The organism is Antarcticibacterium sp. 1MA-6-2, assembly GCF_021535135.1.
In the GTDB taxonomy this organism is placed as follows: domain Bacteria; phylum Bacteroidota; class Bacteroidia; order Flavobacteriales; family Flavobacteriaceae; genus Gillisia.
The window spans coordinates 2,997,556-3,011,003 of record NZ_CP091036.1 but is presented as its reverse complement, the minus strand read 5'-3'; the positions used below and the strand labels follow the sequence as shown (position 1 = coordinate 3,011,003).

Sequence of the window (13,448 nt, the reverse complement as noted above, 5' to 3'; positions counted from 1 at the left end):
AGAAAATTCCATTTAATATCTGAAATTTTTTGGAAACTGTAAGAAATATGTAACTAATTTTCAGTAACTCAACGTTGATATCTCTGTTAAAAAGTCTCAAAAAAAAGATTTGTTAATAACATATCTTTATCTAATTTTATGCTGTTCCTTAAAATCTTATTTTTGCTATTATGACCGTAGCTTCTCACATCTCCGATTTATTGTACCGTTACGAATGCGTTATTCTTCCCGGTTTTGGTGCATTTTTGACCCATAGACAATCTGCAAATTACGATGAAAAAACACAGGCGTTTTATCCTCCTAAAAAGCTTATTTCGTTTAATGGACAGCTAAAAAAGAATGATGGCCTTCTGGCGAATTATATAGCAGATGCCGAACAATTAAGTTATCCTGCCGCAGTTTACAGCATTCAGGAATATGTGGAAAAGCTACAAATTCAACTTCAGAAGGAAAGTCATGTTGAATTGGAGAATCTTGGAATCTTTTCTCTTAATTCTGAAGACGTTCTACAATTTGAACCTGTGAAGGAAACCAACTTTTTAACTGAAGCATTTGGACTTAGTCATGTCCCTGCTACTGCAGTTAAACGAGAAGTATACAAAAAGCAGGCAGAGCAACTGGAGGAAAAAGCTCCTATCCATTTCACTCCCGAAAGAAGAGAAAGCAGGCCTTATTTAAAATATGCTGCTATCGCGGTTCTGGCTTTAGGCCTATCGGGTCTTACAGGCTTAAATATTTATAGTAACCAGGTAACTGAACATAATGTTGCTGAACAACAGGCTGCGGAATCTCAACTACAGCAAAAAATTCAACAAGCAACTTTTATTATTGATAATCCGCTGCCCGAAATTACTCTTAAAGTAACAAAGCAAAGTGGTGACTTTCACGTAGTTGCAGGGGCTTATAGAGTAGAAGAAAATGCTCACTTAAAGGTGACGGAACTTAGGGCCGAAGGGCACAAAGCTCGTTATATAGGAGAAAATCGCTATGGTTTACACCAGGTAGTCTACAGCAGTCATGAAACAAGGAGAGAGGCAATAAATATGTTATACCAGGTAAAGAAGTCTAACGACGGAGCCTGGCTATTGGTACAGGAACTTTAATAGTCCTTTAACTTGTAGCTGGAAATCCTGCAACTTACCTTTGCCAAAAATTTGGCATGCAGGCAAAAAATCCTAAAGATTCCCGTACTATACTTACCGATCTGGTCCTTCCCAGTGAGACTAATCCATTAAACAACCTTTTTGGTGGTGAACTGCTGGCACGAATGGACCGTGCGGCCAGTATTGCTGCCAGACGTCATAGCCGCAGGATAGTAGTAACGGCTTCTGTTAATCATGTCGCCTTTAATAAAGTTATCCCTTTAGGCAGTGTGGTAACGGTGGAGGCTGTCGTTTCAAGAGCTTTTAAAAGTTCCATGGAAATCTTTATTGATGTGTGGGTGGAAGACAGGGAAAGCGGAAAGCGTTCCCAGGCAAATGAGGCTATTTACACTTTTGTTGCGGTAGATGAAACCGGGGCACCCGTAGCTGTACCACCTCTGGAACCTGAAACTGAACAGGAAAAAGAACGATTTGACGCTGCTTTAAGAAGAAAGCAATTAAGTCTTGTACTTGCAGGAAAAATGAAACCAAATGATGCAACCGAGTTAAAGGCGCTTTTTAAAGATTGACAGCTTTATAAATTATATTAAAAACAAAATGGAGGCATATTTCCTCCATTTTTGTTTTTAAAATATTTGTTGTGGAAAAGTCTTACATCCTCAGGATCCAATCGGCAGGATCCATTTTATCCATGTTTTTATAGACAAGGAAGTATAAGGTGGTTTTACCCGAACTACTATTAGTAGCCACTTCGCCCAGGTCCTGACCTAAAGAAACTACGTCCCCACGTTTTACGAATACTTTCCCAAGATTGTTATAGATTGTGATATAATCTCCGTGTCTTACCATAACAGCCTTGTTAGCTCCGGGAACAGCCTGTACTTCACTTACTGTTCCTCCAAATACTGCACGGGCGTTGCTCCCTTTTTCGGTTTCAATATGCACCCCGTTACTTTCTACAGTAACCGTCTTAACAACAGGATGTGGTTGGGATCCATATCGCCTAACGACCACTCCTGAACGGACCTAGCCATGGTAACTTTCCTTTATTACTGGCAAAATTTGCTGCCAGAGCTTTTGCCTCTGGGGTTAATTCATAAACATCACGGGAACTGGAACCGCTTTCCTTGTTATCCCGCGCAATAGATGCTCTAATGATTTCATCTATCTTTTTATCTATAGCGCTAAGTTCCTGTTGCTTCTTGTTAATTTGTGCCGCAAATTCCCCCTCTTTCTGCCTGATGCTCTTAACCAGTACCTGCTGGGACTGCCTGTTCTTCTCCAGTTGTGCCCTGGTTTGCCTGTTTTCAGCAATAAGCTGGTCCTTTTGTTTCTTTTGACTAATGAGGTTACTATTTAGCGTCTGCAATTCTTCTGTACGCAGTTTTATCTCTTCTCCCTGTGTCTTTCTATAGTTGGCATACTGTTTCATGTATTGAAGTCGTTTGTATGCCTGTAAAAAGCTCTGAGACGACAACAGGAACATGATCCTGCTTTGTTGGGACTTACTTTTATAAGATTTGCCAATCATCTGGCCGTAATCCTCTTTAAGTTTTTCAAGTTCCTTTCGCAAGGACTGAATTTTATTGGTATTCGAATTGATATCCCTGGTAAGAAGATTGGCTTGCTGATTGGTTACTTTAATAAGGTTCTCGGTAGTACGAATTTGCCTGTCAAGATCCTCCACCTGGGTAAGGACCGATTTCTCACGCTGTTTATTCGAACTGCGGAGCGAATTGATCTTCTTGATCTCTTCCCGAAGTTCGAGTCTTCTTTGTTCAAGGTCTTCCCGGGTATTCTGAGCCTGAAGCTGAAATGCAGGCGCAGCAAAGATCAGAAGTACAAAAACAGTTTTTAAGATTTGTGGTATTCTCATTATTCAATTACGATTTCATCATAACCAGAAGGAATTTCAAACGGAAAGCTTACATCCTCATTAAAGCTCACCGATTTAAAGGAGATGTCAATGTTTGTACCTGTACCACCTTCGTTCGCAACAATCTTAATCTCCTCCGGAATAAGTCTTCCGCTTACATTTTGATACTTGGGATAGGTGACAGTAACATTTCTGTTTTCTCTTTCCTGGCCCAATTGCTGGGCCGAAGCTTTAAAGTTCTGCGGGTCGATAAGGAACATTTTTTTAATGGCTTCTCCTGCAGCATTTGCAGGTACTAATTGATATCCGCGGGAAGATTCTGCCAGTACATATCTGTCCTCCCTTAGATCGTAAATGGCCTGGCCCATCAAAAGGTTTTGAAGCTTTTCAAAGTCAAGAGGAGTTCCCACCCATTCACTAAGGAGTCTATAATTTCCATCGAAATAAGTTTTTCCAATTTTTTCAAAATAACTCACCCTGTCTCTTGTGATGAGAGCTTTCGCCAAAGGAATTCCAAGAACCTGGGCACTCATCCATATCGTCTCATCCTTTTGCATTCTAAAGCTTACCGTTACGGCCTGAGATCTTTCAGCATCCTGATAATTTAATCTCATCCTGCTGCTCATGGTTTTAAAATCGGGTTCGTTGCTGTAGTGGCTTGCAATTACTTTGGAAGTCGCGGCATCTTCAATTTCCAGACTTTCCCTTTTGCTTCCGCAGGAGGTTAGAAACAGGGTAACAGCAAAAAGAATCAGTATTTTCTTATACATTTATTTCAGTTTATTATTTTTTTCCTTAGCCCGTTGTAAAAATTCAGAAGATTTCTTCTCATTCCCCAAGCCGAGATAAGTTATAGAAAGCTGTTCAAAAAAGTCAACTTCCATATTTTCATTGTCTATTACATAATCCAGGCCAAAGGTGAGAGCTTCCTCTGCTTCTTTAAATTCCTGCTGTTGATTTAGTGCAGCACCTCTTACCAGATATAGAACTGGTTGTGCAGGAAAAATTTCAAGAGCTTTCTCGCTTAACACAGATGCTTCCTGAAAACGGCCGAGATCCAGCTGAAGCAACAAAGTGTTTCTTATCAATTCAAAATTGTCCAGATCTTTGGTTAATCCCTGTTCAAAATAAGATAATGCCTGCTCCTTTTCATTTTTGATCAAAAAATATTCTCCTAACTTCTGATATATTTGTGGACTATTTTCTGAAGTTGAAAAAAGCGCTATTACCTCATTTAAATCATCCTGATATTCTGGTCGTGGTGCGGCAAAAAGCAGAAAATCATTTAAGACTTTAAATTTCGATTCAGCGTCAATTTCTTCAGCAGCAAGAATGATCTTCATAGACTCCAATGCTTTCTCCGGCTTATTATCGTTGAGATAAAATTTATACAGAGCCAGATGAACTATCCGGGAATTAGGAAATTTGATCTTCATATCCTCGGCTGCGGAAAATGCTTCTGCTTCCATTCCTTCCTCGCTGTAGATGTAAATAAGATTTAAGTAGTTAGCCTGATCTTCGGGATTGGCCTTGATGGCCTGTTTCACTACATCAATTCGCGCAGGTGTATTATTAGTGATTGCAAAAATTTGTTGTCGAAGCCCGAGCCTGAACTCATCCACACCTAATTCAGCATCCAACCTGTCTAAAAGTTGCAGGAGCTCATCGAATTTCTGGGTTTTGAAATAAAGATCTGCCAGGTTGTTATAATATCCAGCATCTATTGGCACCAGGTTCTTTGCAATTATAATGGCTTCTTCGTAATCTTTATTTTCATAAAATGATTCCATTAATTCTGCCAGGACCCATTGCTGGTTCGGTTTTAACCTGTTGGCTTTTTGCAGGCTACTAATTGCAGCTTCATAATTTTCCAGAAGCTTATAATTTTTGCCCATTTCAAAAGGAACCACAGGATTTTCCGGCTGAAGCTTTTCACATTTTTGCAGAGCTACAATTGCCTTTTCGTAGTTCTCAATTGCTTTTTGCTTTAAAGCTTCAAAGAAATTTTCCTGAAATTCGTCGGTCACATTTCCAAGGTCGTCTTCATTTCCCTGCACCACCTGTATTGGAAGGCCATTTTCCTGCGCGAGCATACCTGTAGAAGTGGTAAAAGCCACTGCCAAACAGGAAGAAAAAATAAGCGCCTTCATCTTCATCTTTAATAATATAACGGGTTCCTGCCGTCTCTTCCGGTCCTGAAATTATTCCAAAACAGAATAATCCCCAATACTAATCTGGGTAAAGTTACCATCAAAAACAGCAAAATTTCCAATCATCGCATTTTCCAGCCTGGCATTTCTTACTTCAGAAAATTCCTGAATGAGGCTGTTTTTCACTGAAGCATCTATAATCCGGGTTCCGTTACCAATAGAAACATTCGGACCAATTTTGGCATTGATAAGCTCCACGTTTTCCCCTATAAAACAAGGCTCGGTAATTTCAGAATTCCTGATCTTTACATTCTCTGCAATCAGCTGTTCTCCATCCTGATGCAGAAATTTCAGCATTCTGCCATTGGTTTCTACAGTAACATTTTTGTTTCCGCAGTCCATCCATTCATCCACTTTCCCCGGAACAAACCTGTGTCCATTCCTTCTCAAAGCTTCAATACCATCATTGATCTGGTATTCTCCTCCTCTTGTAATATTTTGATTAAGAACATTTTGAAGCTCCTCTTTTAGCACTGCCACATCTTTGAAATAATAGATCCCTATTACCGCAAGATCTGATACGTACTCCTGAGGCTTTTCAACAAGGTCTGTGATTTCCCGCTTCTCATTAAGTTTAACCACTCCATAAGCAGAAGGATTATCCACCTGCTTTACCCAGATAACACTATCAGCCTCTTTATCTAACGTAAAATCCGCCTTAAAAAGTGTATCGGCATAAGCAATAACTGCAGGGCCTTCCAGCGAATCTTTGGCGCACATAATAGCGTGCCCTGTTCCTAAAGGTTTATCCTGGTAATAAATACTGGCTTTGGCTCCTAAAGTTTCAGCAATATGCCTTAGATCAGTTTCTACTTTTACTCCAAAGTCTTCCCCAATAATAAATGCTACTTCATCAATTTTTTCGTCAAGGACTTTAGCAATATCTTCTACCAACCTAGGTGGACTATAGGTTTTCCGGCAATAGGAATTAAAGGTTTAGGTACTGTTAAAGTATGAGGGCGCAGTCGCGATCCGCGTCCTGCCATAGGTACTATAATTTTCATTGTTGTTGTATTGAATATTAAATTAGAGGGAGCAGCAATTCTCTACTACAGATTATAGAAATTGTCTTTTACTTCGACTTAGCTCTCCGCTTTTCCTTTTTTGTTATTATTAATTAGACAGTTCCTGTACTGCCGAAACCTCCGGCGCCACGGCTAGTTTCCTCCAGCACTTCAACCTGCTCCCACTCTGCCCGCTCGTGTTGGGCAATAATGAGTTGAGCGATACGCTCACCATTTTCAACCGTAAATTCTTCATTGGAAAGATTAACAAGAATAACTCCTATTTCTCCGCGATAATCGGCATCAATAGTTCCCGGTGTATTAAGAACAGTAATTCCTTTTTTTAAAGCAAGACCGCTTCTTGGCCTCACCTGCGCTTCATATCCCACTGGGAGTTCAATAAACAATCCAGTTTTTATTAATGAACGTTGCAAAGGTTTTAACGTAACAGGCTCTGAAATATTGGCCCTAATGTCCATTCCTGCCGAAGCTATCGTTTCGTAATGGGGTAATTTGTGAGCAGATTGATTAATAACTTTTATTCTCATATTTTTAAATTTCATCTTCTTCGTCCTCGTCTTCCTCTTCATATTCATCCTCATCTTCATCCATGATTTCCTTGATCTCTGTTAGGAAAAGATTGGTTTCTTCCAGATCAAATTCCGATGGATCATAAGAACCTCCAAGCCACTCCATCATCTCCTCATATTCGGGATGCCATTTGTTATCAATTATCTCCAACAGGTTATAAAAACCGGGAATTCCACCACAATCTTCGGGAGGGCAATTTCTGCTTCCGGTAAGACAAACGGGATAATAGGATTTTTCATCTAAAGGCAAGATCTTTTCAATTTCCAGGTTATGAACCCATCCGTCACCAAAATCATACTCGTAAACGATCTTTTTATAGTCCTTTGCCAACACTTCCTCCAGAATTATATCAGCTGAATCAATTATATCTGAACTTCCAAAGCCATAGTCTTCCATTTCGTCATTCACTACCCCAATCCTGTAATCATCTACAGCAAATTCGTATAAATGGAAAATTCCCCAACCCATTGCAATTTGAATGGTATAATGAAGTTCTTCAAATGTAATGGAGCTATTAACCAGGATCCTTCTCCAAATAGGAGGTTTGGAATTCTTAAGTACCACCTTAATCTGAATCGCGTTATTCTTCATTTTCCACGTTTTAGGTCAACATTTTCTTTAGATCCTTTTTTTCAATTATGATGATCCCTGCGAGGAACAAAACTACAAAAGCTGTTCCTGCTATATAGTCTTCACGGAAGAAAATAAATGAAATAAAGGAAATAGCGATTGAGGTTAAAAGATACAGCCCTATTTTTTTTATATTGTAAGGTACGGGATAATATTTTTTTCCCAAAAAATAGGAAATTAACATCATACTTCCATACGCGGCCAAAGTTGCCCAGGCTGCCGCCATAAAGCCTATTACAGTATTAAAAATATATTTAAAAGAATAGTTATTACAGCACCCACGATAGAAATATACATTCCTATTCTTGTCTTGTCTGTAAGCTTATACCAAACTGAAAGGTTGTGATAAATTCCCAAAAACAGGTTTGCAAGCAGAATAACAGGAACAATTGCAATGGTAATCCAGTATTCTTCATCTCTTATCAATAATCTTTTAAAGAAATCAATATAAACTACTAGGATCACTAAAATTAAACTTCCCAATACCACGAAATATTGGAGAATTACAGCATAAGTTTCCCTTGCGTTTTCATTTTTGGAATGGTTAAAGAAGAAAGGCTCTGCACCCATTCGAAATGCCTGTATAAAGATAATCATAAACACCGCCAATTTATAACATCCCGCGTATGCTCCCATTACTTCATCAGAAATCATTTCTTTAATCAGCAACTTATCCAGGTTCTCATTTACAAAGAAGGCCAGACCAGCAACCATAATAAGCCAGCCGTACTTCCACATTTGTTTTAAAATAATTATGCTGAAATCAATTTTAGTTCTGAAGAAATAAGGAAGCAGAATCAAAAAAGTGATTAAGCTTGCAACAAGATTGGCTATGAAAATATATCCCACCTTATCCTCCTGAGAATAATTAGCAAGAATAAGATCTGGTGATAACTGAGGATATTCTGTGACAAACCAGAAAAAATAGAAATTGAGTATTACTACAACCGCAATGTTGAGTACTTTAACTATAGCAAATTTTACTGGTCGATTAGTAGCCCTTAAGTATGCAAAGGGTATTACAACAAGTGTATCCAGGGCAAGAATTCCCAATAGATAATTAAAATAAACAGGCTCCAGGTCTACCAGTGCCGTAATGTTCTCCCTGAAAATAAAAACCAGAAAGAAAAAAATGACAGTGGTAATGGTAAGGGTAATAAATGAGGTTGAAAAAACTTTAGATTTTTCTTCAGAATGACTGAAAAACCTGAAGAAGGCAGTTTCCATTCCAAATGTAAGTACCACATTAAAAAAAGTAGCCCAAACGTAGAATGTAGTATTAATAGAATATCCTGCGGGACCTAAATATTCCGTATGCAATGGCACCAGGATGAAATTCATGAGCCGCGGCAAGACCGTTGCAAAACCGTAAATAATGGTATCCTGGAAAAACCGTTTTAAGGTACTCAAAGAGGGAGTTTTGGTTTAGGGGATAAATATCCTAATTTCTAAACAAACTAAACTAAAACTGTCCTGCTTTTTATCTTTTATTGAGGTGAACGATCCTTTATCCCCAGGAGCTTGTAAAACTTTTCTTTTCCTCCTTCAGAAAAGACTATTACTGCCTCATCTTTCTCCAGTTCAAATGGGATCTTTTCTACAGCTTCGTGCATTTTGTTGCCGTATTCTTTTTTAGGATCTGAATGCATTACATAATCAGCTTTTCCTTTGTCGAAATTGGCCATATAGGATCCCGGCCGATTAGGATCCTCCTGAAGGCCTGCTTTTCTTCCTCTAAAGTAAACGCTATTGAAAGTAACGTCCTTTGTGGGAACTACGCTCATGGGAATAAACAACTGCAGGGAGGCTGCGTCTTCAGTATAATAAGCAGGTTGAAACTCGGCGGGAGCATCTTTTTCAAATCCTTTATATCCTGCACAATAGGATTATGAGTAGAGCAGCAAAAACAAATCCGAAAGTATAGTAGTATTTTTTCATTTGAAACATTCTTATTTGGTTCCTTTAAACCAAATAGCCTGCCAAATAAAAACCCTGCTCTTTAAAGCAGGGTCTTCAATTATATGAGGGGAATATAATTCCCGTTAATTATTTAAAGCTTCAGCACCACCAACGATTTCCAGAATTTCGTTTGTGATAGATGCCTGCCTTGCTTTGTTGTAAGATAACTTTAGAGAATTTCTCAATTCAGTAGCATTATCAGTAGCCTTGTGCATCGCAGTCATACGTGCCCCGTGTTCCGCAGCAAGAGAATCACTCATTGCTTTGAACAGCTGCATTTTCAATGATTTTGGTATAAGGTCCTTTACAATTTCCTCTTTTGAAGGTTCGTAGATATATTCTAAAGTAACATTTTCATCAGCTTCAAATTGCTCAATTGGCAAGAACTGTTCGGTAGTAACAATTTGCGTCGCTGCATTTTTAAACTGATTGTAGATAATCCTTATTTCATCATATTTTTCCTCTACGAACATTTTCATTAAAGCTTCCGCTATTTCCGAAACGTGGTCATAATCCAGATTATCATAAATGGCAGTGTTGTTCTCAGAAATTTTATACTCCTTTTTCAGAACGTCATTTGCCTTTTTCCCAAGGGTTAATACCTCCACATTTTTAAGCATATTGATTGGCGATCATTTGCCTTACACCTTTAACTATGTTGGTATTGAAAGCACCTGCCAATCCACGGTTAGAAGAAATAGCCACAATAAGAACATTGTTTACCTCTCTTTTTTCTGAATATTTACTTCCGGCGTCACCTTCCAGAGTCGCGCTAAGATTCTGCAGCAATTCCGTCAATTTTTCAGAATAAGGACGCATTGCAGTAATAGCATCCTGCGCTCTGCTCAATTTCGCAGCAGAAACCATTTTCATGGCACTGGTGATCTGCATCGTTGAAGAAACGGAGGTAATCCTGCTGCGTAAGTCTTTTAAGTTTGCCATTTTTTATTAGTATTGAGTATTGAGATATTAGACGTTAGATCTAATTCTCAATACTTAAAATTCGATTTTTGAAACAGAAAAAGAGTTACTTAATACTCAATTCTCTATACTCAATACTACTTCTTATACTTCGCTGAAAGTTCCTTAGCTACGTTGGTTAACGTATCTGTAATCTCGTCAGTCAGTTTTCCGGCCTTAAGACCATCTAACGTATCACGGTGCTTCATATTAAGGAATTCCAGATATTCTCTTTCAAATTCTTTTATTCTGTCCACGGGAACAGCTCTCAAAAGATTTTTAGATCCTGCAAAAATGATAGCGATTTGATCTTCTACAGGGTAAGGGTCATTCTCAGCCTGCTTTAAGATCTCCACGTTTCTCTTACCTTTTTCAATAACACTTAGTGTAGCAGCATCAAGGTCAGATCCAAATTTAGCAAAAGCTTCAAGCTCGCGGTATTGCGCCTGGTCAAGTTTTAACGTTCCCGCTACTTTCTTCATTGATTTAATCTGAGCGTTACCACCCACACGCGATACAGAAATACCTACATTAATTGCAGGACGTACCCCGGAGTTAAATAAATCGGAAGTAAGGAATATCTGTCCGTCTGTAATCGAAATTACGTTTGTCGGGATATATGCAGAAACGTCACTCAAGCCTGAGTTTCAATAAGCGGAAGAGCTGTTAAAGATCCGCCACCTTTTACGAGGTGCTTAATAGAATCCGGAAGATCGTTCATTTCGCTTGCAATCTTGTCATCGTTAATGATCTTCGCAGCACGCTCAAGTAATCTTGAGTGAAGGAAGAAAACGTCACCAGGATATGCTTCACGTCCCGGTGGGCGACGTAATAACAAAGACACCTCACGGTAAGCAACAGCTTGTTTAGACAAATCATCATAAACAATTAATGCAGGACGACTAGTGTCTCTAAAATATTCACCAATTGCAGCTCCCGCGAACGGTGCATATACCTGCATAGGAGCAGGATCTGATGCGTTTGCAGCAACTATTGTAGTATAGGCAAGAGCACCCCTGTCTTCAAGTACCTTTGCGATACAGCAACAGTAGAGGCTTTTTGCCCAATTGCAACATATATACAAAATACAGGTTCCCCTGCATCATAAAATTCTTTCTGGTTTAGGATGGTGTCAATACAAACAGCTGTTTTACCTGTTTGACGGTCACCAATTACAAGTTCTCTTTGACCTCTACCTACGGGCACCATTGCGTCAATAGCCTTAATTCCGGTTTGTAATGGCTCAGTTACAGGTTCTCTGTAAATTACTCCGGGTGCTTTTCTATCCAAAGGCATTTCAAAAGTTTCGCCTTCAATAGGACCTTTTCCATCAATAGGAGTTCCAAGAGTATCAATAACCCTTCCTGTTATACCCTCTCCTACTCTAATAGAAGCGATACGCTCAGTTCTTTTAGCAGTAGATCCTTCTTTTATTTCTTTAAAAGCTCCAAGAATTACTACCCCAACATTATCTTCTTCAAGGTTTAGAACGATTCCTTCAATTCCGCTTTCAAATTCAATAAGTTCACCGTACTGTGCATTTCCCAATCCGTAGATACGGGCAATACCATCCCCTACAGTAAGAACAGTTCCTACCTCATCAAGAGAAGCTTTTGCTTCAAAACCTGAAAGTTGTCTTTTTAATATTGCTGAAACTTCAGCAGGATTTACTTCGGCCATAATATTTAGAATAAAATGGTATGCTTAACAGCACACCCGTTTTAATTTAATTTTGAAATGTATGTATCGTTTTTTAACTCTCGTTTTAAATTCTTCAGGCTGCGTGCAACACTGGCATTGTACTGAAGATCTCCGATCCTAAGGATGAAACCTCCAATTATATCAGGGTCTACTACATTAGTGATCTTTGCACTATTGTAAGTTAACTCCTGGATCTTCTTCTGAATCTTAGCCTCAATAACCGTATCTAATGGAATAGCAGTCGTTACTGTGGCCAGCTGAATATTATTTTCTTCGTTATATAGCTGAATATATTGTTGAGCTACATATTTAAGAAGATAAATTCTATTATTCTCTAACAAAAGATCAAATGCACCCAAAGTTACAGCATGAGGCGTCCTTAAAAATTTCCCTAAGAGCATTCTTTTTTAGCTGATTTTTCACAGCCGGGCTTGCAAGCACATCCTGTAGTTCATTACTGGATGTAACCGTTTTGGAGATAGTCTCCATATCTTTAACCACCAACTGAGACACCTTTTGTTCTTTTGCAAGATCTAAAATTGCCCTGGCATATCTCTGTGCCGCCCTGGTTCCTATCATATTCTTAGTTTAAAGTAACATCTTCCAACATTTCCTCTACAAGCTTTTCCTGCCTGTCCTTGTTGGATAATTCACCACGAACTACTTTTTCTGCAATTTGAAGAGACAAAGAAGCTACCTGATTTTTAATTTCAGCCATAGCAGCATTTTTCTCATTCTGGATCGTAACCTGTGCCTGTGCAACTATTTCATTGGCTTTCTTCTGAGCTTCAGCAGAAGCATCGGCAATTACTTTTTCCTTTATCTGGCGTGCTTCTTTTAAAATAGAATCACGTTCTACGCGGGCTTCCTGTAACAACTTTTCGTTATCAGCCTGTAGATTCTGCATTTCTCTTCTGGCTTCTTCAGCTGAAGTCAATGCATTATTAATCGAATCCTCTCTCTTTTTTACAGCACCAAGAATTGGTTTCCAGGCAAACTTTGCCATTAAGAAGATTAAGACCAGGAAAACGATGGTCTGCCAAAAAAACAAGCCAATTTCAGGAGTTATTAAATCCATAGTATTTATATATAAAGGTTTTAATCAATAACTTTAATTAAAACCTGTTCGCAACCAACCGTTACGAACAGGTTTAACTTCTTAGGACTAAGCAGGTACAGTAAGTACCCCAAGTAATGCAGCAACAACTCCAAAAAGGGCAACACCCTCTACAAGAGCCGCAGCAATAATCATTGCAGTCTGGATTTTTCCAGAAGCCTCTGGCTGGCGTGCGATAGCATCCATTGCAGATCCACCGATTCTACCAACTCCAATAGCAGCTCCAATAACTGCAAGACCAGCTCCTAATGCTGCAAGTCCAATGTGTAAATACTCCATAGTAATTAAATTAAAAAT

15 protein-coding genes and 3 pseudogenes are annotated in these 13,448 nt (G+C 38.9%); 2 read left to right on the top strand and 16 right to left on the bottom strand.

Annotated elements, in window-relative coordinates:
• Positions 1-170 precede the first annotated feature (170 nt).
• Positions 171-1,103: an SPOR domain-containing protein gene (locus LZ575_RS15350; protein WP_235325376.1), complete on the top strand. Its 933-nt coding sequence runs from the start codon at positions 171-173 to the stop codon at positions 1,101-1,103.
• 56 nt (positions 1,104-1,159) lie between these two features.
• Positions 1,160-1,672 (top strand): acyl-CoA thioesterase, encoded by a 513-nt coding sequence (locus LZ575_RS15345; protein ID WP_235325374.1) that lies wholly within the window; start codon positions 1,160-1,162, stop codon positions 1,670-1,672.
• An 82-nt stretch (positions 1,673-1,754) separates the two neighbouring features.
• Here the strand turns inward: LZ575_RS15345 and LZ575_RS23880 are convergent, their stop codons facing one another.
• From LZ575_RS23880 to atpE, 16 genes and pseudogenes are all read right to left on the bottom strand, one after another.
• Entirely contained in the window at positions 1,755-2,117 is a 363-nt protein-coding gene (locus LZ575_RS23880) for a peptidoglycan DD-metalloendopeptidase family protein (RefSeq protein WP_311195822.1), read from the bottom strand.
• Positions 2,107-2,979 (bottom strand): hypothetical protein, encoded by an 873-nt coding sequence (locus tag LZ575_RS15340; RefSeq protein ID WP_311195821.1) that lies wholly within the window; start codon positions 2,977-2,979, stop codon positions 2,107-2,109. Before LZ575_RS15340 ends, LZ575_RS23880 begins: the two co-directional genes overlap by 11 nt.
• Positions 2,979-3,749, bottom strand: coding sequence for a DUF4292 domain-containing protein (locus LZ575_RS15335; protein WP_235325372.1), 771 nt, complete (start codon positions 3,747-3,749; stop codon positions 2,979-2,981). Before LZ575_RS15335 ends, LZ575_RS15340 begins: the two co-directional genes overlap by 1 nt.
• Positions 3,750-5,135 (bottom strand): lipopolysaccharide assembly protein LapB, encoded by a 1,386-nt coding sequence (locus tag LZ575_RS15330; protein WP_235325370.1) that lies wholly within the window; start codon positions 5,133-5,135, stop codon positions 3,750-3,752.
• Between the two features lie 45 nt (positions 5,136-5,180).
• A pseudogene (locus LZ575_RS15325) lies at positions 5,181-6,193 on the bottom strand (sugar phosphate nucleotidyltransferase).
• Positions 6,194-6,306: 113 nt separating this feature from the next.
• Positions 6,307-6,741, bottom strand: coding sequence for a dUTP diphosphatase (gene dut, locus LZ575_RS15320; protein WP_235325368.1), 435 nt, complete (start codon positions 6,739-6,741; stop codon positions 6,307-6,309).
• A 4-nt stretch (positions 6,742-6,745) separates the two neighbouring features.
• Positions 6,746-7,375: a plasmid pRiA4b ORF-3 family protein gene (locus LZ575_RS15315; RefSeq protein WP_235325366.1), complete on the bottom strand. Its 630-nt coding sequence runs from the start codon at positions 7,373-7,375 to the stop codon at positions 6,746-6,748.
• A 10-nt stretch (positions 7,376-7,385) separates the two neighbouring features.
• Complete coding sequence (locus tag LZ575_RS15310; protein ID WP_235325364.1) at positions 7,386-7,640, bottom strand: hypothetical protein; 255 nt, start codon at positions 7,638-7,640, stop codon at positions 7,386-7,388.
• 8 nt (positions 7,641-7,648) lie between these two features.
• A complete protein-coding gene (locus LZ575_RS15305; protein WP_235325362.1) occupies positions 7,649-8,824 on the bottom strand; it encodes a lipopolysaccharide biosynthesis protein in 1,176 nt (391 codons plus the stop codon).
• 77 nt (positions 8,825-8,901) lie between these two features.
• Positions 8,902-9,198, bottom strand: a complete 297-nt coding sequence (locus LZ575_RS15300) for a hypothetical protein (RefSeq protein ID WP_235325360.1) — start codon at positions 9,196-9,198, stop codon at positions 8,902-8,904.
• Positions 9,199-9,456: 258 nt separating this feature from the next.
• Positions 9,457-10,315: pseudogene (atpG, locus tag LZ575_RS15295) on the bottom strand (ATP synthase F1 subunit gamma).
• 116 nt (positions 10,316-10,431) lie between these two features.
• Positions 10,432-12,013, bottom strand: a pseudogene (atpA, locus tag LZ575_RS15290) (F0F1 ATP synthase subunit alpha).
• A 41-nt stretch (positions 12,014-12,054) separates the two neighbouring features.
• On the bottom strand, positions 12,055-12,435 hold the full coding sequence (gene atpH / locus LZ575_RS15285) for an ATP synthase F1 subunit delta (RefSeq protein WP_311195820.1): 381 nt from the start codon (positions 12,433-12,435) through the stop codon (positions 12,055-12,057).
• Positions 12,380-12,613 carry a F0F1 ATP synthase subunit delta gene (locus LZ575_RS23875; protein ID WP_311195819.1) on the bottom strand — a complete coding sequence of 78 codons (234 nt, stop codon included), beginning with the start codon at positions 12,611-12,613 and terminating at the stop codon, positions 12,380-12,382. The genes atpH and LZ575_RS23875 overlap by 56 nt, the downstream gene beginning before the upstream one ends.
• Before the next feature lie 4 nt (positions 12,614-12,617).
• Complete coding sequence (locus tag LZ575_RS15280; RefSeq protein ID WP_235325358.1) at positions 12,618-13,112, bottom strand: F0F1 ATP synthase subunit B; 495 nt, start codon at positions 13,110-13,112, stop codon at positions 12,618-12,620.
• 87 nt (positions 13,113-13,199) lie between these two features.
• A complete protein-coding gene (atpE, locus tag LZ575_RS15275; RefSeq protein ID WP_006989078.1) occupies positions 13,200-13,430 on the bottom strand; it encodes an ATP synthase F0 subunit C in 231 nt (76 codons plus the stop codon).
• Positions 13,431-13,448 lie beyond the last annotated feature (18 nt).

Excerpts from the sequence above, each read along its gene's own strand:
- LZ575_RS15350 (WP_235325376.1), top strand. The coding sequence starts at position 171 with ATGACCGTAGCTTCTCACATCTCCGATTTATTGTACCGTTACGAATGC.
- LZ575_RS15345 (WP_235325374.1), top strand. The coding sequence starts at position 1,160 with ATGCAGGCAAAAAATCCTAAAGATTCCCGTACTATACTTACCGATCTG.
- LZ575_RS15340 (WP_311195821.1), bottom strand. The coding sequence starts at position 2,979 with ATGAGAATACCACAAATCTTAAAAACTGTTTTTGTACTTCTGATCTTT.
- LZ575_RS15335 (WP_235325372.1), bottom strand. The coding sequence starts at position 3,749 with ATGTATAAGAAAATACTGATTCTTTTTGCTGTTACCCTGTTTCTAACC.
- LZ575_RS15330 (WP_235325370.1), bottom strand. The coding sequence starts at position 5,135 with ATGAAGATGAAGGCGCTTATTTTTTCTTCCTGTTTGGCAGTGGCTTTT.
- dut (WP_235325368.1), bottom strand. The coding sequence starts at position 6,741 with ATGAGAATAAAAGTTATTAATCAATCTGCTCACAAATTACCCCATTAC.
- LZ575_RS15315 (WP_235325366.1), bottom strand. The coding sequence starts at position 7,375 with ATGAAGAATAACGCGATTCAGATTAAGGTGGTACTTAAGAATTCCAAA.
- LZ575_RS15310 (WP_235325364.1), bottom strand. The coding sequence starts at position 7,640 with ATGGCGGCAGCCTGGGCAACTTTGGCCGCGTATGGAAGTATGATGTTA.
- LZ575_RS15300 (WP_235325360.1), bottom strand. The coding sequence starts at position 9,198 with ATGAGCGTAGTTCCCACAAAGGACGTTACTTTCAATAGCGTTTACTTT.
- atpH (WP_311195820.1), bottom strand. The coding sequence starts at position 12,435 with ATGCTCTTAGGGAAATTTTTAAGGACGCCTCATGCTGTAACTTTGGGT.
- LZ575_RS23875 (WP_311195819.1), bottom strand. The coding sequence starts at position 12,613 with ATGATAGGAACCAGGGCGGCACAGAGATATGCCAGGGCAATTTTAGAT.
- LZ575_RS15280 (WP_235325358.1), bottom strand. The coding sequence starts at position 13,112 with ATGGATTTAATAACTCCTGAAATTGGCTTGTTTTTTTGGCAGACCATC.
- atpE (WP_006989078.1), bottom strand. The coding sequence starts at position 13,430 with ATGGAGTATTTACACATTGGACTTGCAGCATTAGGAGCTGGTCTTGCA.